General features: G+C 38.3%; 23 protein-coding genes and 1 riboswitch. Of the genes, 16 read left to right on the plus strand and 7 right to left on the minus strand.

Going from position 1 to position 23188, the window contains the following annotated elements:
• The first annotated feature begins 101 nt into the window (after window positions 1-101).
• Entirely contained in the window at window positions 102-581 is a 480-nt protein-coding gene (locus R3E32_19375; protein MEZ4886899.1) for a hypothetical protein, read from the plus strand.
• 87 nt (window positions 582-668) lie between these two features.
• Window positions 669-1076 carry a DUF4332 domain-containing protein gene (locus R3E32_19380; protein ID MEZ4886900.1) on the plus strand — a complete coding sequence of 136 codons (408 nt, stop codon included), beginning with the start codon at window positions 669-671 and terminating at the stop codon, window positions 1074-1076.
• Between the two features lie 323 nt (window positions 1077-1399).
• Here the strand turns inward: R3E32_19380 and R3E32_19385 are convergent, their stop codons facing one another.
• Entirely contained in the window at window positions 1400-3415 is a 2016-nt protein-coding gene (locus R3E32_19385; protein MEZ4886901.1) for a dehydrogenase E1 component subunit alpha/beta, read from the minus strand.
• Between the two features lie 232 nt (window positions 3416-3647).
• Here R3E32_19385 and R3E32_19390 point away from each other — a divergent pair, with 232 nt between their 5' ends.
• Window positions 3648-4319 carry a hypothetical protein gene (locus R3E32_19390; GenBank protein MEZ4886902.1) on the plus strand — a complete coding sequence of 224 codons (672 nt, stop codon included), beginning with the start codon at window positions 3648-3650 and terminating at the stop codon, window positions 4317-4319.
• 217 nt (window positions 4320-4536) lie between these two features.
• Here R3E32_19390 and R3E32_19395 read toward each other — a convergent pair whose 3' ends face one another.
• Both R3E32_19395 and R3E32_19400 read right to left on the minus strand, forming a co-directional pair.
• Entirely contained in the window at window positions 4537-4734 is a 198-nt protein-coding gene (locus R3E32_19395; GenBank protein MEZ4886903.1) for a DUF2892 domain-containing protein, read from the minus strand.
• Window positions 4735-4857: 123 nt separating this feature from the next.
• Entirely contained in the window at window positions 4858-5784 is a 927-nt protein-coding gene (locus R3E32_19400; GenBank protein MEZ4886904.1) for a universal stress protein, read from the minus strand.
• Between the two features lie 233 nt (window positions 5785-6017).
• Here R3E32_19400 and R3E32_19405 point away from each other — a divergent pair, with 233 nt between their 5' ends.
• Entirely contained in the window at window positions 6018-6869 is an 852-nt protein-coding gene (locus tag R3E32_19405; protein MEZ4886905.1) for a universal stress protein, read from the plus strand.
• 172 nt (window positions 6870-7041) lie between these two features.
• Here R3E32_19405 and R3E32_19410 read toward each other — a convergent pair whose 3' ends face one another.
• Window positions 7042-7977: a peptidylprolyl isomerase gene (locus R3E32_19410; GenBank protein MEZ4886906.1), complete on the minus strand. Its 936-nt coding sequence runs from the start codon at window positions 7975-7977 to the stop codon at window positions 7042-7044.
• Between the two features lie 78 nt (window positions 7978-8055).
• Window positions 8056-8409: a hypothetical protein gene (locus R3E32_19415; GenBank protein ID MEZ4886907.1), complete on the minus strand. Its 354-nt coding sequence runs from the start codon at window positions 8407-8409 to the stop codon at window positions 8056-8058.
• Between the two features lie 173 nt (window positions 8410-8582).
• Between R3E32_19415 and R3E32_19420 the strand changes: the two genes are divergently transcribed.
• The 11 genes from R3E32_19420 (at window position 8583) to R3E32_19470 (ending at window position 21063) form a co-directional block, all read left to right on the plus strand.
• Entirely contained in the window at window positions 8583-9335 is a 753-nt protein-coding gene (locus R3E32_19420; protein MEZ4886908.1) for a segregation/condensation protein A, read from the plus strand.
• 18 nt (window positions 9336-9353) lie between these two features.
• Entirely contained in the window at window positions 9354-10436 is a 1083-nt protein-coding gene (locus tag R3E32_19425) for a lysylphosphatidylglycerol synthase transmembrane domain-containing protein (GenBank protein MEZ4886909.1), read from the plus strand.
• Between the two features lie 42 nt (window positions 10437-10478).
• On the plus strand, window positions 10479-11594 hold the full coding sequence (locus tag R3E32_19430) for an acyl-CoA desaturase (protein ID MEZ4886910.1): 1116 nt from the start codon (window positions 10479-10481) through the stop codon (window positions 11592-11594).
• A gap of 58 nt (window positions 11595-11652) precedes the next feature.
• Window positions 11653-11754: riboswitch (TPP riboswitch) on the plus strand.
• 146 nt (window positions 11755-11900) lie between these two features.
• The gene (locus tag R3E32_19435) at window positions 11901-14354 is read left to right on the plus strand and encodes a TonB-dependent receptor (GenBank protein ID MEZ4886911.1); all 2454 of its coding nucleotides are present in this window, start codon (window positions 11901-11903) and stop codon (window positions 14352-14354) included.
• A 44-nt stretch (window positions 14355-14398) separates the two neighbouring features.
• Window positions 14399-14920 carry a DUF2442 domain-containing protein gene (locus tag R3E32_19440; GenBank protein MEZ4886912.1) on the plus strand — a complete coding sequence of 174 codons (522 nt, stop codon included), beginning with the start codon at window positions 14399-14401 and terminating at the stop codon, window positions 14918-14920.
• Window positions 14921-15047: 127 nt separating this feature from the next.
• On the plus strand, window positions 15048-15782 hold the full coding sequence (locus tag R3E32_19445) for a hypothetical protein (GenBank protein MEZ4886913.1): 735 nt from the start codon (window positions 15048-15050) through the stop codon (window positions 15780-15782).
• Between the two features lie 162 nt (window positions 15783-15944).
• Complete coding sequence (locus tag R3E32_19450) at window positions 15945-16541, plus strand: adenylate kinase (GenBank protein ID MEZ4886914.1); 597 nt, start codon at window positions 15945-15947, stop codon at window positions 16539-16541.
• A 224-nt stretch (window positions 16542-16765) separates the two neighbouring features.
• Window positions 16766-17770, plus strand: coding sequence for a GTPase ObgE (gene obgE, locus R3E32_19455; protein ID MEZ4886915.1), 1005 nt, complete (start codon window positions 16766-16768; stop codon window positions 17768-17770).
• On the plus strand, window positions 17763-18653 hold the full coding sequence (locus R3E32_19460) for a DMT family transporter (GenBank protein MEZ4886916.1): 891 nt from the start codon (window positions 17763-17765) through the stop codon (window positions 18651-18653). Before obgE ends, R3E32_19460 begins: the two co-directional genes overlap by 8 nt.
• A 177-nt stretch (window positions 18654-18830) precedes the next feature.
• The gene (locus R3E32_19465; protein ID MEZ4886917.1) at window positions 18831-19727 is read left to right on the plus strand and encodes a hypothetical protein; all 897 of its coding nucleotides are present in this window, start codon (window positions 18831-18833) and stop codon (window positions 19725-19727) included.
• A gap of 118 nt (window positions 19728-19845) precedes the next feature.
• Entirely contained in the window at window positions 19846-21063 is a 1218-nt protein-coding gene (locus R3E32_19470) for a hypothetical protein (protein ID MEZ4886918.1), read from the plus strand.
• Here R3E32_19470 and R3E32_19475 read toward each other — a convergent pair.
• Together R3E32_19475 and R3E32_19480 are read right to left on the minus strand one after the other, a co-directional pair.
• On the minus strand, window positions 21060-22091 hold the full coding sequence (locus tag R3E32_19475; GenBank protein ID MEZ4886919.1) for a ferric reductase-like transmembrane domain-containing protein: 1032 nt from the start codon (window positions 22089-22091) through the stop codon (window positions 21060-21062). The two genes, R3E32_19470 and R3E32_19475, sit on opposite strands and share 4 nt — an antisense overlap.
• A 58-nt stretch (window positions 22092-22149) precedes the next feature.
• Window positions 22150-22602 carry a hypothetical protein gene (locus tag R3E32_19480; protein MEZ4886920.1) on the minus strand — a complete coding sequence of 151 codons (453 nt, stop codon included), beginning with the start codon at window positions 22600-22602 and terminating at the stop codon, window positions 22150-22152.
• A gap of 120 nt (window positions 22603-22722) precedes the next feature.
• On the opposite strand from R3E32_19480, the gene R3E32_19485 reads away from it, so the two are divergent.
• The gene (locus R3E32_19485) at window positions 22723-23160 is read left to right on the plus strand and encodes a hypothetical protein (GenBank protein MEZ4886921.1); all 438 of its coding nucleotides are present in this window, start codon (window positions 22723-22725) and stop codon (window positions 23158-23160) included.
• Window positions 23161-23188 lie beyond the last annotated feature (28 nt).

Here is a 23188-nt window from a genome sequence, read left to right on the forward strand (position 1 = left end):
CAATTGATTTGTAGGTTGTGACTATTCTACTAAAAGGTCGTCTAATCAGTGTCTTTGAAGACATTTATTTTTTTATAAACGTCAAACCAATCCATAAAACGATGTTAGATCAGATAATTCAATTAGCGAAAGAACAAGGTACGGCTTATTTTAAAAATCAAACCAATGTGCCAAATGAACAAGCAGAACAAGCTGCTGCAACTGCGGGCGAATCTATTTTTGAAGGCTTGAAGAATCAAGTACTTAGTGGCAATTTGAGTGGGGTGAAAGATTTACTTTCTGGTAATGCAAAAATGGATAGCAGTAATCCGATTGTAGGGCAAATCATTGGTATGTTTACTTCTAAATTGAGTGGACAATCTGGTATTTCTACTGATGTTGCAGAAGATGCTGCTCAAGGCGGTATTCCCAATTTATTGCAATCTTTGATTGGCAAATTCATGTCGAAAGATCAAGCTGATAGTGGATTTGATGTAGCTGAGTTGGCAAAGTCTATTATGGGCGACAAAATTGAAGATACAATTGACGATTTAAAAGATAGTCTTGGCGGTATGCTGGGAGGATTTTTTGGAAAGAAATAGTATATTTGTCACCAGAAAATTCAAACTTATTTCTTAACCTAAAAGGAGGTTTAACCAACTTCCTGGAGTCAAAAAAATAATCATATTATGGCGTACAAAATCAGTGATATTGAAGGAATTGGCCCTGTGATAAGCGAAAAATTTGCAGAGGTAGGTATCAAAACTGTTGAAGGTTTGCTTGAAAAAGGAGCTTCTAAAAAAGGCAGAGATGAATTGGCTGCTGCTACTGGAATGGATGCATCGAAAATATTGGTGTTTGTGAACAATGCCGACTTATTTCGTGTGAAAGGTGTATCGAGTCAATATGCAGAATTGCTCAAAGCATCGGGTGTTGATACAGTGAAGGAACTTCGCAACCGCAAGCCTGAAAACTTACACGCTAAAATGAAAGAAGTGAATGAGGAAAAGAATTTGGTGCGTCAAGTAGCTTCTCTTTCTCAAGTGGAAGGTTTTGTGAATCATGCTAAGGAATTGGAACCTAAGGTGACTCACTAATATTAGACGTAAGATTTTAGACAAAAGACGTAAGACGTAAGACTTGGAGGGTGCATCCCAAATTGTCGTAAGGTGGTGTCGGTACGCTGTACCTTTTATTGACTCCTTCAATAATGTCCTACAAATAGGGTCAGAGCTACGCTCCTAAAAATTTGTGTATCAGGAGCGTAGCTCCGACCCTATTTGTAGAGTGTGGAAGATAAAATGTTTTGAGGTGCGTAGCATCGTCACCAGTTGTCAAATAATTTTTCAAAATATGACAATTTGGGATGCACCCGACTTGGAGGAAGCAATCCTTTATTCTTACGTCTTTTGTCTTAAAACTAATATTCCCACAAGCTCACCAAAGCCTCTCTAAACCTATCTTCTGGCAAGTATTGTTTCTCCAAATTGGCGGCAAAAGGCACAGGCGTATCCAAAGACGCACACCGAATCACAGGCGCATCCAAATACTCAAAACAGTGCTGCGAAATCAAGGCTGCAATCTCGCCCCCTACTCCACCTGTCAAGCTCGCCTCCTGCAATACGATAACCTTCCCTGTTCGCTTCACCGATTCAAAAATGGCGGCAGTATCTAAAGGCAAAATTGTTCGCAAATCCAACACATCCATGTTGATATGAGGAAAATCTTGTACTGCTTTTTTTGCCCAAAGAACCCCCAAACCGTAAGTAATGATGCTGATGTCTTCGCCTTTATGTACCCAATTTGCCTTGCCGATTTCGATGGTGTAAGGTTCATTGGGAATATCTTGTTCCAGTTCTGGACGGCGATACAAAGCCTTGTGTTCGTAGTACATCACAGGGTTAGGGTCTTCAAAAGCAGCTAATAATAAGCCCTTTGCGTCATAAGCATTGGAGGGATAGACGATTTTGAGGCCAGGAGAATGAAAAAACCATGCTTCGTTGGTTTGGGAGTGAAAAGGGCCTGCGCTTACACTTCCTCCTGCGGGCATTCTGACGACTACATCTGCATTTTGGCCCCAACGGTAATGCGATTTACTGAGGTTGTTGATAATTTGGTTGAATCCACAACTCACAAAATCGGCAAACTGCATTTCTACCATAGATTTGCAGCCCTTGATAGACAATCCCAAACAAATTCCTACAATGGCAGATTCACATAAAGGGGTATTTCTAACCCTATCTTTTCCAAATAATTCGATAAATCCTTTGGTGATTTTGAAAACACCACCATAGTCTGCAATGTCTTGCCCCATCAATACCAAGTCGGGGTGATGCTCCATCGCTTGCCGCAAACCGTCTGAAATGGCTTCAATGTATTTTTTTGGTGAAGTAGCAGCGTTTTTCGAACCTTGTAGATTTGAAGGAGGAGTTTCTCGAAAAATTTCCCTGGTTTCTTTCTCTAAGTTTGCCGTCACTTTCGGTGTATCATAGGCAATGTCTAAGCCTTTGTCAATGCGGCTTTTGATTTCATTTTGCAGGTTTTCGATGATGGTTTCATCCAAGATTTCTTCTTCCAAAAGGAAATTTTCGAAATTCTTCACAGGATCTTTTTGCGCCCATTCATCCATCAATTCTTGAGGAACGTATTTCGTGCCAGAAGCTTCTTCGTGTCCTCTCATTCTGAAAGTCATACATTCCAATAAAACAGGTCTTGGGTTTTCTCGCAGGTCGGCTGCTAATTGGTGAATTGTGTCATAGACTTCTAAAATGTTGTTGCCATCAATTTTTCGAGTTTCCATACCGTAGCCAATGCCTTTGTCTGCCAAGTCTTTGCAGAAATATTGTTCACTGACCGGTGTGGACAATCCATAGCCATTGTTTTCAATCACAAAAATGATGGGTAATTGCCAAACGGCTGCTACATTGAGGGCTTCGTGAAATTCACCTTCGCTTGTGCCGCCTTCTCCTGTGAAAGCCACTGTCACCTTTTTTTCGCCCTTCAACAATCCTCCCAAAGCAATGCCACTGCCGACTGAAAGTTGTGGTCCCAAATGCGAAATCATGCCGACAATGTGGTGTTCATTGGTGCCAAAATGGAAAGAACGGTCACGCCCTTGTGTAAAACCTCCTTCCTTGCCTTGCCACTGCAAAAACAATCTTTCTAATGGAATGTGTCGAGAGGTAAACACACCCAAATTGCGGTGCATGGGCAGAATGTATTCTTCTTTTTGTAGTGCTTTGGTCACACCGACTGCAATGGCTTCTTGACCAATGCCCGAAAACCACTTGCTTATTTTGTTCATCCGCAGTAGTATCAGCATTTTTTCTTCAATCATGCGAGGTAACAAGAGCGAAATGTATAGGTCTAAAAGCAAGTCATCAGAATGATGGTTTTGTCGCTTGTAGGGAATATTGATGTGTTGTGTTGTTTCCATATTTACAGTTTGTAAGAACAACAAACTTACCACAATTTCGGTGAAAAATGGATGGTTTCAATGGAGTTTTGAAGTGAACAGTAGAGGTAATTTGGAACTTATGTATAGGAGGTGTCGTTCTACATTTATTTGAAGTGATTGTGTACCTTTGTTAAATTATAAATTTACCATTTGAAGTAATTTAAGATATTCTTTCACTTCGATTTATGTTTAACTTTAAAAACCATAGTTAATGAAGCATTTATTTTTATTGGTTACAATTGTATGTTCGTTTGCTCTGACTAGTTGCTTCAATATTATTGAAGAAGTAGCAATTAATAGAAATGGCTCTGGCACGTATAAAAACACGCTTGATATGAGTCAGATGATGGGAATGGTCGCTGCTTTTATGCCCGACTCGGTTAAGCAAATGGCAGGAGAGATGGAGAAAGGGATGACTTCGTCTTTGGATGGACTAAAAAATATCAAGGGTATTTCGAATATTAGTTCGACTAGCGAAGGTGATTTTATTTATTCTTTGTCTTATACTTTTGACAATGTGGATGCTTTGAATAAAGCTATTACTGCTTCAAAAGATGGGGATAAATTTTTGGGAGCAATGGGAAGTTCGTACGAGATCAAAGGGAAAAAACTGTATCGAAAAACATATATGAATCCAGATGAAAGCTCAGAATTATTTGGAGATGAGGATTTTAATATGGAGGAATTGCAAGGAGTCATGAGCATGTTGAACACACCTACTTACAAAATCATCTATCACTTGCCCAAAAAGGTGAAAAAATTGAAAGTTGAGGGTACGGAAGCCAAGTATGAAAAAGATGCGAATAGAGTAGAGATTGAATACGATTTGTTAAAAATGATTTCAGATAAAAATGTGAACATTGATCATTACCTGAAGTATTAAGTGTAATGGTAACTTTCAAGGATTTAATAAGAACAAGGGCTATATTCAGGTGTTTACCTGCAATATAGCCCTTGTTCTTATTTATTTTTCTTACTACTCTGTTATTTGATTTTTTACGATAGTACAGCATAAACTAAATAAGCGGCAACTTATTTTTCGCACAAAGAACTGACGATTAATAGTTTTGAAAACTAATCACCAGTCACTAATCACTGTACTAGTGTTGTTCTTCGTTTTTGCAATGATTAATACCCATCATGTAGTAAAGTGGACACCATCCAGTTATTGCTACCAAAAAGAATACAAAGCCCAATCCCATAAATACGAAAGATTGAAGTACTCCTCCTAAAATTACAAAAAGCATCATCAATGCATAGCGAATACTAATGTCGATAAAATTCATATTGTATTCCATGATATTTATTTTTTATTGGTTTAATAATTTGTTGAATTTTAATTTTGTAATAGTACAAAGATAGCCTGTTGATAAGGAGCCCTCAATGACAAACATCAATGATTTTACTGAGTTTGATCAGTTTTACCTTGATACTTCTTTAATTGCAGCCCTCTCATTGGTTTTATGCAAAAAAGGAGGAGTTCTTTTCTCAGAAATATCTATGACCGCTTTTAGGTTGATTGTCCAAACTGGAATTTCCAAATGATTAACTACCGTTTCGGTCATACTTCCCATGATAGCTCTTGCCAAATTTTTTCTTCCATGTGTAGCCATCGCCACCATTTTGATGTTGTGTTCTTCGGCAAAATGTTTGATTCCCATAACAGCATTCAAGTCCTCAAAGTGGTCAATAGAACACTTTACCTTTCCTTTACACATTTGTTTAAACTCTTCCATGCTCTCATTAATAGCATATTGTGGTTCTTCGTAAAAACTGGGCGTATTGACATTGAGCAGATGGATATGTGCGCCAAAAAGATGTGCAAATTCAATTAATTGACGAAAAGCAGGTTTTAGATTGCTATCATAATTGGCTGCAAAAGCAATGTGGCTAAAATCAATTTTTTCAATCGTTTTTTTAATAGTCAAAACAGGGCAATGCGCTAATCGAACAATTTTTTGTGTGTTTGAACCAATCAACCATTCATTAATACCACTTGCTCCATGCGATCCTACGACCATCAAATCTATGTCAAAAGCATCCACATATTGAGTAACCGTGTTAATCAAATGGCCATGAGAAAAAGTAGTGACAATACGAACGCTTGGGTATTTCCTCTTAGCCTGTTTTTCGAGTTCCTCCAAAGTATCGTGCACTTGTTTGATATTGGATTTGGTTTCCGAAAATAATGCTTTTTCGTCTGCTGTCAATTGATTCCAATTGTGAGGAATGTCTATTCTATGGTAGAAATGAACCTCTCCATTCTGTAATTGAGCAATTTGAAGTGCAACATCAGTAGCTGCTTCTGCACAATTAGAAAAATCAGTAGGCACTAGTATTTTAAGCATAATTTTAGGAATTTAAGATGTTGAATAATATTTGGTTGGGGTTTATTTATACCTGCAAGTTCTCTTATTTTCAGTATGGCTGCAATGATTTGAACGGCAAAAAAAAGTGACAATACTCATATTTAAAAGTGATGCGAATCATGGTGTGAAATTCTAAACATGCGTAACTTTGAAAACGTTTAGAGGTAAGAAGTTATTTACTATTTGTGTTATTTAATAAAAACCATACTTCGATGAAAAAAATATTATTTCCTACTGACTTTTCTGCAAATGCACAAAACGCTTATACATATGCCTTGCACTTAGCAGATAAATTAGGCGCAAGTATTACTACACTTCATGCCTATTTACCCATCAATGTACCCGCAAATGTAATGGTAAGTACAGTTGGTGAACTTACTGTAATGCAGCAGATGGAAGAATGGGCAGATTACGAAGAAGCTGCCAAAACCATGCACGAAAAAGCGGTGACAGAAAAATTGGAAAGCGTGGAAGTTAACCACGAAATGGAAGAAGGTGCGGCCGTTGATGTGATTATGGAAACAGTAGAGGAGGAGGAGATAGACCTGATTGTGATGGGAACGAAAGGGGCAAGCGGATTTATTGGCGCACTGATTGGTAGCAATACTGCTGAGGTAATCGAACAAGCTACGGTTCCTGTATTGGCCATTCCTAAAAATGCACAATACCGCCCGATTCGGCGAATGGCGATTGCCACGGACTTTGACAAATTGCAGGAAGATGCAATTGCCAAAGCGGTTGAATTTGCCCAATTATTTGATGCCGAACTACATTGCATCTATGTAAATACAGCGCACAACCCTTTGATTGGTGAGCGGATGTCTAAACTTAGCAGCCATTTTGCAGATACGCCTAAGCTGACCTTTGAAGTATTGGAAGGAACGGATAATCTGTACAATGTAGAGGATGTTTTGGAAACTGTGAATAAATATGTTCACGAAAAAGACATCGATATGTTGGTGATGCAAACACACAAACGCACTTTTTTTCAAAAACTATTTACAGTCAGTTATACCAAAAAAATGGCCTTTCACACAGATATCCCTTTATTGGCCTTCAAGTAGTGAAAGAAATAAAATAATAGCAAAAATTCAAATAATCTGATAATCAAGATATTTGAGTATTGAAATAAACACACACCATTGAAGAATATTATAGTTAGTGGAATCGAAAGAAGCGGTCTAAGTAAATTTTACTTAAACCGCTCTTTTATTTGTAAATCAATGTGTTAATCAGTTATTCTATAACCGTAATTGTCATTTTAACATCTTCAACAGGACGATCGCCAGGCGCAGTTTGAACTACTGCAATTTTGTCTATAACATCCAAACCTTCTACTACTTCTCCAAAAACAGTATAGCTGCCATCTAAAAATGGAGTGCCTCCAATAGAGCGATATGTTTCCACCTGCTCAGGAGTATATTTTGTTTTCATGCGTTGCTCCAATTGCTGCAATTCTTGTGGCATAACTTTTTTACCCTGCACTACATAAAATTGTGAACCAGAAGAAGCTTTTTGAGGGTTCATTTGGTCGCCTTGACGAGCTGCCGACAATGCTCCTTTTTTGTGGTACAAATCAGGGAAGTCAAACTCAGCAGGAACTGTATAGCCAGGGCCACCTGCTCCTAATTGTTTAGTAGCCTCGGCACCTCTTGATTCGGGATCACCTCCTTGTATCATAAATTGATTGATAACTCTGTGAAACAACAAGTCATTGAAGAAACCCTCTTTTGCTAATTTAAGGAAGTTGTCACGGTGCTGAGGGGTTCGGTTGTACAAGGCCACAGTCATATCACCAAAATCGGTGCTAATTTTCACTTTTTTCATCGCTTCAACGGTGAAACTGATTTTTGCAGAAGCACAAGCAGGTTTTGATTTATTTTTGTCGCAAACCTCATAAGTTGCTTCATCCGAACCTGTAAAACCCGCTTTGGGTGTATAGCGAACTTTTCCATCCCAAAACTTGATTGTACCATTTGCAGGTTCTTTTGAGATTTTCAAACTGCTGATGTCCAATCCATCCTCTGTATCGCTGTCGTTTGCCAATACATCTACGGTGACTATCAAACCTTCATCAGTAGTCGCACTATCGTTGGTAACAGTAGGTGCTTGATTGCTTTTGCAGCCTACAAAAACCAAGCACACTAAAAAAGCGAAAAATAGTTGTTTCATTGTTATATTGTTTTATTGTTAAATAGTTGATTTTATGAGCTAAAATCAACCGAAAGTCATTGCTAATTAATTGTTAAATTAATCGTTGATTTCAAAATACCTCAATACCAGTCGCTTCAATAAAAGTTCTTGTTGTTCGACTCCTTGCTCCAATTCAGGTGCAGGGCGAATAGCTTGATAATGAGGCCAGCCTTCTTCGTCTCGGTGGGTAAATTCAAAATATCCCTTCAAACTCATTAAGTGACACACTGCAATGTGCATCAAATCTTGTTTTTGTTCTTTAGAAAATTTGCGGTGCAACTGCCCTAGTTCTTGAACGCCAATGAGGAACAAAAGAGATTGTAAGTCTGGTTTTTGGCCTAAATTTATTGCCAAGTTTTCTTGCAGATTACTCCAATCTTGCTCCAAAGTTTGTAACTCTTCGTTTGTCATTCTGCAAAAATACACAGTAATAAATGAAAATGAAAATGCAATTGAAAATCAAATATCCAATAGCTAAATTTCCGCTACCTTTACCTCTTCAATAAAAATAGTATTTTGATTGGAGGAATTCTTGGCTGTTTCAATCAATAGTTTAGGTTACATTTTAATTTTCAGTATTAGCTTTGGAGTATCAAATAAAACTGCCTCAATTTGAAGGCCCATTCGATTTGCTTTTGTTTTTTATCGAAAGAGACGAACTCGATATTTACGACATACCAATTGCAGAATTGACAATGGATTTCTTGGATTACATGCACCAAATGGAACAACTCAACATCGAACTGGCAAGTGAATTTATTTTGGTTGCAGCTACTTTGATGCGGATAAAAGCCAAGATGCTGATTCCGAGGAAAGAACTGAACGAGGAAGGAGAGGAAATTGACCCCCGGGAAGAATTGGTACAGCGGCTACTGGAATACAAAAAATACAAAACAGTAGTTGAAGAATTGCGAATCTTGGAGCAAGCAAGAGCCGAGCGATTCGAGAGAGGCAATACTGAATTTGAAGCCCAACAAATCTATCAGGAATATAGTAATGAAAATGACTTAGAGGCAATCAACCTTTACAAGCTTATGAGTGTCTTTCATATAGTTTTGCAGCGTTTTGAAGAACGCAAAAAAGAGGTGAAACACGAGGTCGTTCGTTATCCTTATACCATTAAGAATCAAAAGGAAGACTTAACACAATTAATTAACTCACAAAAAGAGTTGAACTTTCAACAACTTTTTATAGCTTGCGAAAATCGTGTTCACGCTATTTTTCGTTTGTTAGCAATATTAGAAATGGCGCAAGAAAAGTTGTTGTATCTGAGAATTGGCTTGGGTATGAACAACTTTTGGGTGCGTAAAAATGTTGTTGAAAATTTAGAAGCTTAAAAGATTTATTTTGTATTCATGTCCTTATCAAATCAGCAAGTATCTTCCGAAGCATTAGAAACACTCAATCCGAACAAAGTGATTCTGCCCATCCTTCTCAGTGTGGCAATCGTGGTATTTTTGTTTGTCAAAGATTTTGAGTTTGGTGCTTTCAACAATATTCAGTGGAGTTTGGGTACGGCCTTTTGGTTTAGCATGGCGGTACTGTGTGTGGTCGTCCGACATTTTGCTTTGATGTATCGCATCAAGTTGCTGACAGGCAATAAGTTGAGTTGGAAACAAAGTTTTGATATTATTAGCCTATGGGAATTTGGTTCCGCTGTCACCCCTTCTGTAGTGGGTGGCACAGCGATTTCTTTGTTTCTCATCACCAAAGAAAAAATCAGCGGCGGCGAAACCCTTTCGGTCATCTTGTCCACTCTATTTTTAGATGGTTTGTTTTTCTTGGTAGGGATTCCATTTTTGTGGATGATATTGGGAAGTACTTTGTTGACTCCAACGCATGACGGACAGATTGCAGTGAGTTCTGCATGGATGTATTCCTTTATTCTGGCCTATGGAGTGATGGTTGTTTACACTGCTTCAATTGGTTATGGCTTATTTATCAGCCCCAAAAGTTTCAAATGGCTGCTAATCAAAGTTACCAAATTGCCTTTCTTCAATCGGTGGAGTGAAAAAGCAGTACAAATAGGCAATGACATGATTATAGCCTCCAATGGATTGAGAGGGAAAAAAATCTCATTTTGGGCAGGTAGTATGGGTGCTACTTTTGCAAGTTGGGGATTGCGTTTTTTGATTCTCAACTGTGTATTATTGGGTTTGACCACGGTAGGAAGTCAATTATTACTTTTTGGCCGTCAATTGATTATTTTCATTTTGATGATTCTTGCTCCAACTCCTGGTGGCAGTGGCGTGGCAGAAGGTTCTGTTCACAGTCTTCTCTCTGATTTTTTCCTCAATGGTACAGGGCAAGTGGATGATGGGCTTCGCCTGATTGTGATAACCGTTTGGAGATTTATTAGTTATATGTTGTATTTGTTTTTGGGGATGATAGTGCTGCGGTATTGGTTGAAGCGAGTGATGGGGAACAAAGAAAGTTGAAAATCCCTATTTTTGTCCACCACAAAAACAAGGAACAATCCCATGACCAACATCCAATTCCAACCATCTTCCAAATCCCAACAAGACTTCTACAAAACCCTTCAAAAACGGGTCAATGCCCATTTTCAAGCCGAACAAACACACAAACACGCCAATAAGTCAATGCTCTTCAAATGCGGTTTGTTCTTCACCACAACCCTCGCCCTATACCTCCTATTCATCTCCAATTGGTTCACTTTCTGGCAATTGTTGCCAATAGCCATTCTATTAGGTTGGTTCAAAGCATTGACAGGTATCAACATCGGACACGATGCTATTCACGGAGCGTTCAGTTCCTCCAAAAAATGGAACGAAGTATTGGGGCGAATTTTTGACCTCTTGGGAGTCAATCCCTACACTTGGCGCATCACCCACAACATCGTTCACCACACCTACACCAACATTCCCGAACACGACTACGACATTGAAGTATCGCCCAAACTCTTGCGAATGTCGCCCAAAGGCATATTGCTGCCACACATGCGCTTCCAACAATATTATGCCTTCGTTTTGTACGGTTTTTCGTCCATCTTTCGAGCATTTAGCCAGGAATATGTGAAGTTTTTCAGCAAAAAATTAGGCGGCTACGACTGTCCAACACCTCCCCGAAAAGAATATGTACATCTATTTTTCTGGCGTTTTTTGTTTTATACACTCTTTTTAGCCGTACCCTTGATGCGTTTATCGCTGGTTTGGTGGCAGGTGATTTTACTATTCATCGTGATGATGTTTATCCAAGGATTATTTTTGGGAGTTGTTTTTCAGTTGGCACACATTGTCGAAAAAGTAGATTTTCCAGCACCGAATCAGGAAGGAGAATTGCAGCACACTTGGGCAGTCCACCAATTGAAGACTACCGCCAATTTTGCAGCCCAAAATCCTGTGGTCAATTTTTTGTGTGGAGGACTCAATACCCAAATCGAACACCATCTTTTCCCCCATATCTGCCACATTCATTATCCGAACATTGCGCCCATTGTAGCCAAAACCGCAGAGGAATTTGGCTTGCCTTACAATGAATACCCCACATTCAGTAGCGCATTGAAGTCACATTTTCGTCAATTGAAGAAATTTGGGCAAGGTGAAACAAAAGCAAAAAATGAATTCGCAGTCAGTTAGGTTTTGAAAACAAAACGGTGATTGTTGTGTTTTTAGGTATCTTTGTATCAACAATTAAAAATTGTAGTAAGGGGTGCTTCAATAACTCATTGAGGCTGAGATGATACCCGTTGAACCTGATGCGGATAATACCGACGAAGGGAACTACTTTAGAGATTGGTTGAATAGTGACTGGTGATGAGTAATTGGTTTACAAAGTAATCCAATAGTTATTGGTCATTTAGTACTTCCCCTACCTCTATTCCATTTTGTTTATCTCTCCTTTTACTTCAATTTCATTTTTTTCAACATTCAATAAGAATAAAAATGAAATACCTAATCAAACCCTTTATTGCAGCACTTTTTGCGCTATCATTTTCCATTTCTATTCATGCCCAACACACCATTTTCGGTACTGTCACCACTGAAAAAAATGACCCTATTGTAGGCGCAAACATCGTATTGACCAATACTTTTGGCGGAACCGTTACCGACGAAAATGGACAATTTCGCTTAGAAAAGTTGAAGCCTGGAAATTACCAACTCCAAATCAGTTTTGTTGGCTTCAAAACTTATACAAAGGAAATCGAACTCATGGAAGATATCCAATTGAAGGTTGCTTTGCCCGAAGCAGATATTCTTTCGGACGAGGTAATTGTTGCAGCGACAAGAGCCTCCAAAAATTCTGCAACGACTTATTCGACCTTAAAAAAGGAAGAAATCGAGCGCATGAATTTGGGGCAAGATGTTCCGTTTTTATTGCAGCAAACACCTTCAACAGTTGTTAATTCCGATGCAGGCGCAGGTATAGGTTATACAGGCATTCGCATCAGAGGCACTGATGCTACCCGTATCAATGTAACCATCAATGGAATACCTCTCAATGATTCTGAATCACATGCCCTTTATTGGGTTAATTCTCCAGATTTGGGTTCTTCGATTGACAATATCCAAATCCAACGAGGAGTCGGTACTTCGACCAATGGCGCAGGGGCATTTGGAGGAAGCATCAACATCATGACGGGTAAACTGAACAAAGATGCTTATGTTGAAACCAACCATACTTTTGGTTCTTTCAACACCCGCAAACACAATGTCGCTTTTGGTTCGGGCTTGCTCAACGATAAGTTTGTGGTCGAAGGGCGTTTGTCTAAAATCAGTTCGGATGGATATGTCGATCGAGCAAGTTCTGATTTGGATTCGTGGTTCATGTCCGCAGCGTATTATGGTAAAAATACCTTGATTCGCTTCAATGCCTTTGCAGGACACGAAGTTACTTATCAGTCTTGGGAAGGTATCGACGCATTTCAATTGGAGAACGACCGGACTGCAAATATTTACACTTATGAAAATCAAGTAGATGATTATGCACAAGACCACTATCAACTACATTTTGCACAGGCTTTGAACACCCATTGGAACTTCAATTTGGCAGGGCATTATACGTATGGACGGGGCTTTTATGAGCAGTTCAAAGACGGTGAAAATTTGGCGGATTATGGTTTAGAGAACACGACTGTTTTTGAAGAAATTGAAGGAGAAATGGTCTTGATTGAAGAAACGGATTTGATTCGCCGAAAATGGTTGGACAATGATTTTTATGGTTTTACTTCAAGCCTCAATTACCGTAAAGATCGCCTCAATGCCACACTTGGAGGAGCGTGGAATCGCTACGATGGCAACCATTTTGGCGAAGTGATTTGGGCGCAATTCATGGGGACAAATGGTGATATTCGACAACGCTACTACGACAATGTGGGTGACAAAAAAGACTTCAATGTGTACCTCAAAAGTGAATTTGAACATTCCAATAAATTGAGTTCTTTCATTGACCTTCAATACAGAAGCATTGACTACCGCATTGAAGGAGTGGATGAAGATCAAGGGATGGTCAATATCCAAAAAGATTACGGTTTTTTCAATCCCAAAGTAGGTGTAAATTACCAATTGAATAAAAAGAGCAATCTGTATGCGTCTTATGCCATCGCACACCGAGAGCCGACTCGCACAAATATTGTGGACAATGCGGTAGAACCTTTGGCGGAAGAATTGCAAGACATTGAAGTGGGTTATCAGTTTCAAGGGAATCGTACTGCCTTCAATGTCAATGTCTATTACATGAACTACAAAGACCAATTGGTGCCGACAGGAAACCTAAATGATGTGGGTGCACCGATTCAAGAAAATGTGGCAGAAAGTTACCGAGCAGGAATCGAACTTTCAGGGGGCATTCAGTTGAGCAGCAAATTGAAGTGGGAAGCCAATGCGACTTTTGGAACGAGCAATATTTCGCAGTTTCACTTGTTTACAAGTATTTTCACCGACCCTGTTTCCTTTGGTTATGTGGGTGATACAACAATTACCTACGCCAACACCGAAATCGCTTTTTCACCCAACATTATTGCCGCTTCTACATTGACTTATTCACCTGTCAAAAACTTGGATTTGCGTTTGTTGAGCAAATATGTGGGCGAACAGTTTTTGGACAATACTGCTGATGATAGCCGCAAATTGGATGCTTTTTTGTTGAACAATCTGCAATTGGAGTACAAATTGAAGAATGTATTTTTTGAAGAAATTACCTTCAATCTATTGTTCAACAATGTGTTTGATGTGTTGTATGAACCGAATGGATATACTTATTTTCTTTTGTTTGATGCAGAAGCTCCTGGTTTTGTTGCAGACCCTATTCCGAATTTCAACCCTACTCCTACGAATTATAATTATTACTATCCACAGGCGGGGATGAATTTTTTGATGGGGGTGAAGGTGAGGTTTTGATTTAGCGAAACTTTAGGAAGCATACTTTTGTTTAGTGTAATGTTATGATTAAAAAATCAAAAAATATTAAAATCATTGACGAAACTTCCAATTCAAAAGAAGATGAAGTCATCACTATTTCTAAAGCAAAATATTTGTATGATTATACATTGGAGATTGAGTTTGATAATGGCGTTATTCAAAAGGTTGATTTTGCGCCTTTTTTAACTTCTTCTCCTCACCTAGAAGTTAAGAAATATTTGAATGTTTTTTTGTTTAGAAAATTTACTTTGGAGAATGGTCAATTGTATTGGAATGATTATGACTTGATATTTCCGATTGGTGATTTATACACGAATGATATAAAACCTTACCTGCAACCCATTTCTCCCTTTGAAAAGAGCCTGCAAACTTTAATAAAAGATCTTGCTGAAATGTTAAAAGAAGATTCCTCTGTGTCTTTTGGAGATTTATTACCTAAAGAAAGTAATATTTCAAGTGACGATTTTTTTAAAAATCCTGTTAGAAGTTTTCTTGAGGAATTGGTTTCAGTAAATCGTAAATCTAAAACCACTGCCCATAATTAATTCATTTTTTAATATAGTGAAATAATTCAATGTAATGATTTGATTTTTACAGTTTATTGTTTATTTTTGAATGGAAAACATATAAATGTATGTTTAGTGTGTTTTTTCTTCAAATTAGGCTGTTGCAATGAATATTACAAGTAAAAATAAGAATTACTACAATTGGTTGATATATTTAATAGTAGTATTATTTCTATCAACTGCCTGTACCAAAATCGAAACTCCTCCAGCAATCACTCCACCTCCCATTCCCAAAACTCCAAAACTAAGCCTGCCAATTGGAGGGAGTCAGTATGCCAATTGTCTATTGATGTCTTGGCAAAAAGTGGAATTTGCAGAAAATTATACTGTTCAAATAGCAACAGATTCTATTTTTTCCTTCAATGGCTCACGAATATTAGAAGAAAAATTAGACAGCTCGGAGCAGACGTATGTGATGGATTTTAGGAATATTGAATCTGGTAGTTATTATTGCAGAGTCAAGTCAGGCAATATTGCAGGAGAAAGTGAATGGTCTACGCCAGTGTCTTTTCAAATCAACCTACAAAACATTAGCGATTGTATAGAATATGAATCACCCACTCCACCGTTTTTACAAATGCCATTGGACAGTATGAGCATTGATGGAAATGCAGTAACGTTTTCGTGGACTAGTTCTACAAAAGCAACGCATTACCGTTTAGAAGTTAAAGCATTGACCAGCTTTCCGCAAGTTATTTATGATAATTCGGATATTTACGAGTCTACACGGACTATTCAATCTTTTAAAAACGGCCCTTATTATGCTTGGAGGGTGAAAGCCTACAACCATACTGCTGAAAGTGCTTGGTCGGATGCTCGGGTTTTTCGGATTGAACCCTAAATTATTGAAAATCAATTCAAAAAAGACTTGCGAAAAGGTGTGTGATTGTTAGTCTTTTATAATCATAAGTTCAATGATAACTTTGAGCATTCTTTTAAAATTTGAAGCTTTTTTTGCTATCTTCGCAAAATTTGAAGCATTAACCTAATTTTTCTTACAAATATGCTTAACATTATCTTATTCGGACCTCCAGGTAGTGGTAAAGGAACACAAGCGGCACTATTGGTCGAAAAATACAACTTGGAGCATACTTCAACAGGTGATTTATTGCGAGCAGAAAAAGCTGCTAAAACACCACTGGGTTTAGAAGCCAAAAAGTACATGGATGCTGGTAATCTTGTGCCTGACGAAGTAGTCATTGGTATGATTCGCAACAAACTGGCTGCAAAAGTAGATGAAGTAGATGGTTTTATTTTTGATGGGTTTCCTCGTACTGTTGCCCAGGCAGAAGCACTAGATAATTTATTTGCAGAAAGAACATTGAAAATTGACATCATGCTTTCTTTAAGAGTTCCCGAAGAAGAATTGGTCAAACGTGTTTTGGCAAGAGGAGAAACTTCTGGACGGGCTGATGATAAGGATGAATCTATCATTCGTAATCGAGTTTTGGTCTATGAAACAGAAACTGCTCCAGTTGCAAATTATTATGCTCATCAAGGTAAATTGGTGACCATCAATGGCGTTGGTTCTATTGACGAAATCAGCCAAGCACTTTGTGAAGAGGTAGATGCAATCAAACCTTCTTCTTCTAATAGATAATAAAAATTGTTTCTTATTTTAAGAAATTAAGTAACGGTCAAAAAATAAGTCGTGCATTTGAAATTTCCAGCAATCTGATTTAGAAGTGGTTTTTTCATTTTAATTCGTTACTAAGTTCAAACAAGTTCAACACGAATACCAATTTGATTGATATTCGTGTTTTTGTTTTTGTAGGTATGGAAGACGGTATCAGAGTAAATACCAGTCTGTTAAATTTTTGTATAATGGCTACTGATAATCAAAATTTTGTAGATTACGTAAAAATCATGTTTCGCTCAGGAAATGGCGGAGCTGGTTCGGTACACTTTCGCCGCGAAAAATTTGAGCCGAAAGGTGGACCTGATGGCGGAAATGGTGGAGTTGGTGGAAGCATTATTTTGGAAGGAGACAAACAAATGTGGACATTACTGCCATTGAGGTTTCGCCGGCATGTTTTTGCGGAAGATGGAGGAAATGGTGCTAAGTCTTTAAGAACGGGGGCGGATGGAGAGAATATCATTATCAAAGTGCCTTTAGGAACTATCGCAAAAGATGCAGAAACGGGAGAAATAGATATTGAAATCACCGAACACGAAGAACAACAGGTTTTGTTGTCAGGTGGTCGGGGAGGAATGGGAAATGCTTTTTTCAAATCGGCAACGCACCAAACACCGAGGTATGCACAACCAGGAGAGCCAGGTATTGAGGCTTGGAAAATATTGGAATTGAAAGTATTGGCAGATGTGGGTTTGGTGGGGTTTCCCAATGCTGGAAAATCCACTTTGCTGTCAGTCGTTTCAGCTGCAAAACCCAAAATTGCGAACTACCCTTTTACCACTCTTCGCCCCAATTTAGGGATAGTGGCTTATCGAGAGAATTTGTCTTTTGTAATGGCAGATATTCCTGGTATCATTGAAGGCGCACATGAAGGGAAAGGATTGGGGCACCGCTTTTTGCGACACATAGAGCGCAATTCAATTCTATTGTTTATGGTCGCTGGAGATGCGGATGATATTAAAAAACAGTATGAAATTTTATTAGCAGAATGTGCGGCCTACAATCCGCTTTTGCTGCAAAAAGAACGCATTTTGGCAATATCGAAAGCTGATTTATTGGATGAAGAACTGCGTGAATGGATTCGCCCAAACTTACCTAAAGATGTACCCTATATTTTTATGTCTGCAGTAACAGGTGAAAATGTACTCCAATTGAAGGACATGATATGGGAAAGTTTGAACAAATATGAATAACTCAATAAGCCAAAAACCAGCTATCGGCGACTGGATAATTTTGTTGGTGATTTCGCTGATCTGGGGTAGTTCATTCATTTTGATGAAAAAAGGCTTGGTTGCATTTCCTCCTACCCAAGTGGCTTCAATGCGTATTTTCTTGACTATGTTGACCATGAGCCCTTTTGTAGTGATGTCTTTAAAGCGGGTATCCCGAAAAGATTTGCTGCCAATTGCAGTGGTTGCCATCATGGGCAATGGTTTCCCTCCTTTTTTGTTTACCGCTGCTCAAATGCGCCTAAATAGTTCAGCAGCAGGCGTTCTCAATTCGCTCACTCCTGTTTTTGTTTTCCTTTTGGGGGTTTTATTCTTCAAAATGGCTTTTAAATGGAAACGTTTGATAGGTGTTTTTGTAGGGTTTATGGGAGCGGTGATTTTGATTCTATTTGCCACCCCTCATAGTCAAACAGGCGAAAGTGAATACATTTATGGTTTGTATGTTATTTTAGCTTCGCTGTGTTATTCGGTTAGTGTCAATGTGATGAAAACGTATTGTCAGAACATTCATCCAATTGCGCTAAATATGACTATTTTTATGATACTTGGCCCTTTTGCAGGGATTTATTTATTCAGCACCAATTTTGTAAGTATTTTTCACGACAATCCAATGGCATGGCAATCATTTGGATATATAGTCATTTTAGCAGTATTTGGAACAGCCCTTGCGACTATTTTGTTCTTCAAATTGACACAAAGAACAGACGCACTTTTTTCTTCAACAGTGACTTACCTTATCCCGATTTTTGCTGTTTTATGGGGTTTTTGGGATGGGGAAATGATAGGATGGAGTTATTTAGTAGGTTTGACTTGTATCTTAACAGGAGTATATTTGGCGGGGAAATAAACATATAATGAGAAATAAAAAGAGGGAAGAAACACCACTTTCTTCCCTCTGCAATCATAAAAAAATTGCACCCAGTATAATATATCCAAAATTAGAAGTAAAACAGTGCAGTCTTTGTGACTATTATCACAGTTCATTATTTTTGTTATTTCAATTTTTGAATAAAATCATTTTAAAATGTTACAACGATTATTTTTCTTATTCATAATTATCAATCTGTTCTTTACAGCTTGTCAAACAGGGGAGAATGCAGATACTTCAGCAGAAACTACCGAAACTTCAACAGAAAATGAAGTGGCTGGATCTGCTAATCCAAATATCAAGTCGCTCAAAGAAGCTGCTAAAGATCAGCAACAAATCACCCGTGCCAAGACAAAAGAATTGCAGGCAGAGGAAAAAGGAGGGGCAAAAAATATTGCATTGCAGAAAAAACAGGCACTAACAGTAGAAGGTAAGAGTGATTCTAAACTTTCAGAAGGGAATCAAATTAAGATAGACAATCAATCTACAAAAGAAAGACTGATGCAAAATCTAAGACAAAGAAAGCAGGAGCTAAGGGATACCAATATTCCACGTCCGTCTGAGGACTTTATAAAAGGTACGAGAAGTTTATACGATATTGATTTAGAAATTGTTAAATTGAGTAAAAAAGCAGTGGCAGGCTATGATAGAATTGGTGAAGCGAATATTGTAGATAACTATTATGCCTATGTTTCACCCGATAATATTTGGGGCGGTCCCTATCCAATCAAAAAAGGAGAAGAAACAAAAGAAACGGTTTTGGAGGATGTAGTTGTGTTTGAAGCCATCTACAAGGCAAAAGAAATGCGTGATGGAGCAAAGCCTGATATAAAGATTACCGAAATACAGTTTGCCAGCAAAGCTGCTGCAGAAGATGCAATCCCTAAACTAAAAGCCTTGTCTAATGCCATCTTTGAAAATCCAAAACACATCAATACTTTTTGGCAAGATGACAACCGTTTTTACATCGTGGAGACACGTGCTGCAAGTTTTGAAGATGTGTATGACAGAGCAAATAAGGTGTTTTACTATACTGTCACGAGTTCTAAGTAAATATAAATGATAAAACTGCATGATTGTGGAATTGTGAAAGGGTAGAATTTTATCTAAAAAATTCACATAGTTCCATAATCACACAGTTCTGCAATTACTCAATTACCCAGTTTCGGCTATGCTCACATTCCTCCAAAGCCAACAAGATATATTGTTTTATCTACTAATACCGATTATAAGCGCATTGGTGGGTTGGGGAACAAATGTATTGGCACTCAAAATGACTTTTTACCCTACCGAATTTTGGGGAATTCCACCTTCATTGGGTTGGCAGGGCATCATTCCTTCAAAGGCGGGAGTGATGGCAGAAAAAGCAGTGGATTTGATGACGAGTAAACTGATTGACATCCAAGAAATGTTTGCACGTATGAATCCAGACCAAGTAATAGAAGAAATAGGTCCAGAACTTCAAAGAATCAACGAAACCATCATTGAAGAAGTGATGCGGTCACAGTTGAACATGGCGTGGAAACTGGTGCCGTCACTTGTCAAAAAACAGATTTACCAACAAGCAGCAGCAGAAATGCCCTTCTATGTCAAAGAATTTATGGAAGAAATGAAGGTGCATATAAAAGAGTTATTTGATGTCAAGCAGATGGTTGTAGCCTCTTTGACCCGTGACAAAGATTTATTGAACAATATATTTTTGAAAGTTGGTGACAAAGAATTTCAATTCATAGAGCGTTCGGGTTTGTTTTTTGGGTTCTTATTTGGCTTACTTCAAATGGGAATTTGCCTCTACTACAATCCACCCTGGATGCTTCCATTGGCAGGTGTATTGGTTGGTTTTGCAACCAACTGGCTGGCATTGAAGCTAATATTTGAGCCTTTGGAACCCAAAAAAGTAGGTCGATGGACATTGCAGGGCTTGTTTATGAAACGACAACAACAGGTTGCTACCGAATATGCCGCTATCATTACCGCCAATATCCTCACTGTCCCCAATATTTTTGAAGCCATTCAAAGAGGGCCTGCTGCGAATCAACTCACCCAATTGATTCAAAAATATGTGGACAAAGCAGTAGATGCTGTTGCAGGAGACATCAAAGAAACCATTCAATTGAGCATTGGAGGCAAGCGTTATCAAGTCGTTAAAAACATTGCGTGTTGGAGTATGGTGCAAGAACTGCCAATGATTATCGGACATGTATATGAATATGCCGAAGAAGCATTAGACATTGAGAATACCCTGAGTTCACGCATGATGGCATTGCCGCCCGTTGAATTCCAAGGGTTTCTAAGACCTGTTTTTCAGGAAGACGAGGCAAAATTGATTGCAGTAGGAGCTTTTTTAGGAGGTTTGGCAGGATTGATGCAAGCCTATTTTTTCTTTTAGTTTAACAAGATAGGCGCAACTGCTGTCCCTTCTGGATGCGGTTTTGGATGCACATAGACCTTCGTTCCCACCAATTTTACATTGTATGTGCTGACCTTTTCTGTAAACGGAGGAGGTGAACAGCCATTTTCGGGCAGGTATTGATAGCCATGCCACGGGCAGGTAATGCAGCCATCCACGATTTTACCCTCGCCCAATGGACCATTTTGATGTTTACATATATTGTTGATAGCCGAAAGCTTGCCATTGTATTTAAAAACTGCAATATTCTCCCCTTCAATAAGTATCACTTTTGCCCGATTTTCTTCAATGTCTTTTACGTCACAAACCGCTACAAAACCATCCATGATTTGAGGTTTGATTTTGTTTCTTTTTACTTCTACAAATGCTGTGGTGAGGTGCAAAAACAAGATTGTAAACATTCCAACTGCCAGCATTAGCACTCCAACTTGTGAATTTTCAACTTGAAAAGTACCCAACATCACGTGCATCACAATCAGAAAATAAGCTACATACACCATCATATGTAGGCTTTTCCACAAACGTGGCGAAAGGTTGTGTAGCCAAAAATCGTGACTACTCACTGCCATGAAAAACAATATCAAAAGCCCCAAAAAACCGAGTGTTTGGAAAGGGAATTGACTCAAGGAATCGTAATGCGTATTGGATGTAAATACAGACAAAAGCGGCGACACATTCCCCAATGCGTGAAATTGAATGATGTTGAAAATCCCATGTATCAAGGCAATCAAAAACATACTCACCCCTAAATGTCGGCGGTTGTAGAGCAAGGGCAAAAAACGAGGATTCAAGCGGCAAAGTGGGCCAATGACTAATATGATATGCAGCAGCAAAAAAGCCAGACTTCCCGTAGCTCTAATGACAATGGTTTCGGCAGTAATGTCAGGATACCATTGCAGCTGCATCACACCAAAAACGACTAAGTACAGGAGTATAAAACCCCAAAGCACTATATCATAGATTTTTTTTTGTCTTGTCCAAATAACGGTTTGGTAAGTAACACCCATGTTGTAATAATAGAATTGGTTTATAATCAAAGAAATAAAAACGCTTCTGCGAAAAATTTTACTTCAATTGTACCTCCAAATATACTTCTCCTGCAATTTTATCATAAAACAATAGGATGAATGTTTTTTGATAGGTCATAGAAGGGTTCAAATTGAAGCGGTATGTACCTTTGCTTTCCAATATTCCCAAAAACAGTACATCGTTTACTTTTTTTGAAGATTTGTCTGAAACGTATAAATGTGTGGAAGGTCGAGTTAGTGCATTTTTTACAACAACTTCTATTTGTTTCAAACCCAAAACATTGTCTTCCCGAAGCTGAATATCAAATTGGGGAGTGTTGCGAATACTTACTATCTTTGCGAGTGGAATGGGTAAGGTGGCAGGAAAATTTTGGTTGACCATTACCTGCGATGTAGGAATAAGACTATAAGCAGTAATAAACCCCAAGGGCAGTAAAACAGTCAATACCAACCACATCCATTTGTGTCGTTTTCGCAACTCAGGAATCATTTTTGACCTTGTTTTTTTAGTGAATGACAAAATAAACAAAAAATCCTATATTGCCTTTATCTTTTTCCGTTAGTCAAACTAGAAAATGATTATCCCATTTGATTTAAAAAAATGCAAATCATGAAAAATATATTTCTTTTTGTTCTATTTCTGGGCATATACCATCAAACCACATTTGCACAAAACGACTTCAACAATTCGGGGAACAGTCCTATGTTTGGTGCTGGACTTGGGCAAGTACATATAGAAGCAGCTCCTGAGATTGACCAATTATTAGAAATGCACAAACAGTACAATCTGCGACATTCTACGGTGCGGGGATTGCGTGTTCAGATTATTCAAAATACAGATAGAGAATTGGTTACAAAAGAAAAGTCGAAATTTCTACGCCTTTATCCCGACATCCATATTTATGAATCCTATGACCAGCCTTTCTTCCAATTAAGGGTAGGAGATTTTGAAAATCGATTTGATGCCTATCGAGTTTACCAAATGCTCAAACCAACCTTCAATGTGGCATTTATTGTGCCTGACATGGTAAAAGTATCGGAACTCTAAATGATGGTAAAATGGAATGATTGAGTAA

The sequence above is a fragment of the Chitinophagales bacterium genome (assembly GCA_041392475.1).
GTDB lineage: Bacteria > Bacteroidota > Bacteroidia > Chitinophagales > UBA2359 > JAUHXA01.

Excerpts from the sequence above, each read along its gene's own strand:
- R3E32_19410 (MEZ4886906.1), bottom strand. The coding sequence starts at position 7,977 with ATGAAACAACTATTTTTCGCTTTTTTAGTGTGCTTGGTTTTTGTAGGC.
- R3E32_19450 (MEZ4886914.1), top strand. The coding sequence starts at position 15,945 with ATGCTTAACATTATCTTATTCGGACCTCCAGGTAGTGGTAAAGGAACA.
- R3E32_19390 (MEZ4886902.1), top strand. The coding sequence starts at position 3,648 with ATGAAGCATTTATTTTTATTGGTTACAATTGTATGTTCGTTTGCTCTG.
- R3E32_19415 (MEZ4886907.1), bottom strand. The coding sequence starts at position 8,409 with ATGACAAACGAAGAGTTACAAACTTTGGAGCAAGATTGGAGTAATCTG.
- R3E32_19470 (MEZ4886918.1), top strand. The coding sequence starts at position 19,846 with ATGCTCACATTCCTCCAAAGCCAACAAGATATATTGTTTTATCTACTA.
- obgE (MEZ4886915.1), top strand. The coding sequence starts at position 16,766 with ATGGCTACTGATAATCAAAATTTTGTAGATTACGTAAAAATCATGTTT.
- R3E32_19460 (MEZ4886916.1), top strand. The coding sequence starts at position 17,763 with ATGAATAACTCAATAAGCCAAAAACCAGCTATCGGCGACTGGATAATT.
- R3E32_19405 (MEZ4886905.1), top strand. The coding sequence starts at position 6,018 with ATGAAAAAAATATTATTTCCTACTGACTTTTCTGCAAATGCACAAAAC.
- R3E32_19435 (MEZ4886911.1), top strand. The coding sequence starts at position 11,901 with ATGAAATACCTAATCAAACCCTTTATTGCAGCACTTTTTGCGCTATCA.
- R3E32_19400 (MEZ4886904.1), bottom strand. The coding sequence starts at position 5,784 with ATGCTTAAAATACTAGTGCCTACTGATTTTTCTAATTGTGCAGAAGCA.
- R3E32_19440 (MEZ4886912.1), top strand. The coding sequence starts at position 14,399 with ATGATTAAAAAATCAAAAAATATTAAAATCATTGACGAAACTTCCAAT.
- R3E32_19475 (MEZ4886919.1), bottom strand. The coding sequence starts at position 22,091 with ATGGGTGTTACTTACCAAACCGTTATTTGGACAAGACAAAAAAAAATC.
- R3E32_19425 (MEZ4886909.1), top strand. The coding sequence starts at position 9,354 with ATGTCCTTATCAAATCAGCAAGTATCTTCCGAAGCATTAGAAACACTC.
- R3E32_19380 (MEZ4886900.1), top strand. The coding sequence starts at position 669 with ATGGCGTACAAAATCAGTGATATTGAAGGAATTGGCCCTGTGATAAGC.
- R3E32_19430 (MEZ4886910.1), top strand. The coding sequence starts at position 10,479 with ATGACCAACATCCAATTCCAACCATCTTCCAAATCCCAACAAGACTTC.
- R3E32_19445 (MEZ4886913.1), top strand. The coding sequence starts at position 15,048 with ATGAATATTACAAGTAAAAATAAGAATTACTACAATTGGTTGATATAT.
- R3E32_19465 (MEZ4886917.1), top strand. The coding sequence starts at position 18,831 with ATGTTACAACGATTATTTTTCTTATTCATAATTATCAATCTGTTCTTT.
- R3E32_19480 (MEZ4886920.1), bottom strand. The coding sequence starts at position 22,602 with ATGATTCCTGAGTTGCGAAAACGACACAAATGGATGTGGTTGGTATTG.
- R3E32_19485 (MEZ4886921.1), top strand. The coding sequence starts at position 22,723 with ATGAAAAATATATTTCTTTTTGTTCTATTTCTGGGCATATACCATCAA.
- R3E32_19395 (MEZ4886903.1), bottom strand. The coding sequence starts at position 4,734 with ATGGAATACAATATGAATTTTATCGACATTAGTATTCGCTATGCATTG.
- R3E32_19385 (MEZ4886901.1), bottom strand. The coding sequence starts at position 3,415 with ATGGAAACAACACAACACATCAATATTCCCTACAAGCGACAAAACCAT.
- R3E32_19375 (MEZ4886899.1), top strand. The coding sequence starts at position 102 with ATGTTAGATCAGATAATTCAATTAGCGAAAGAACAAGGTACGGCTTAT.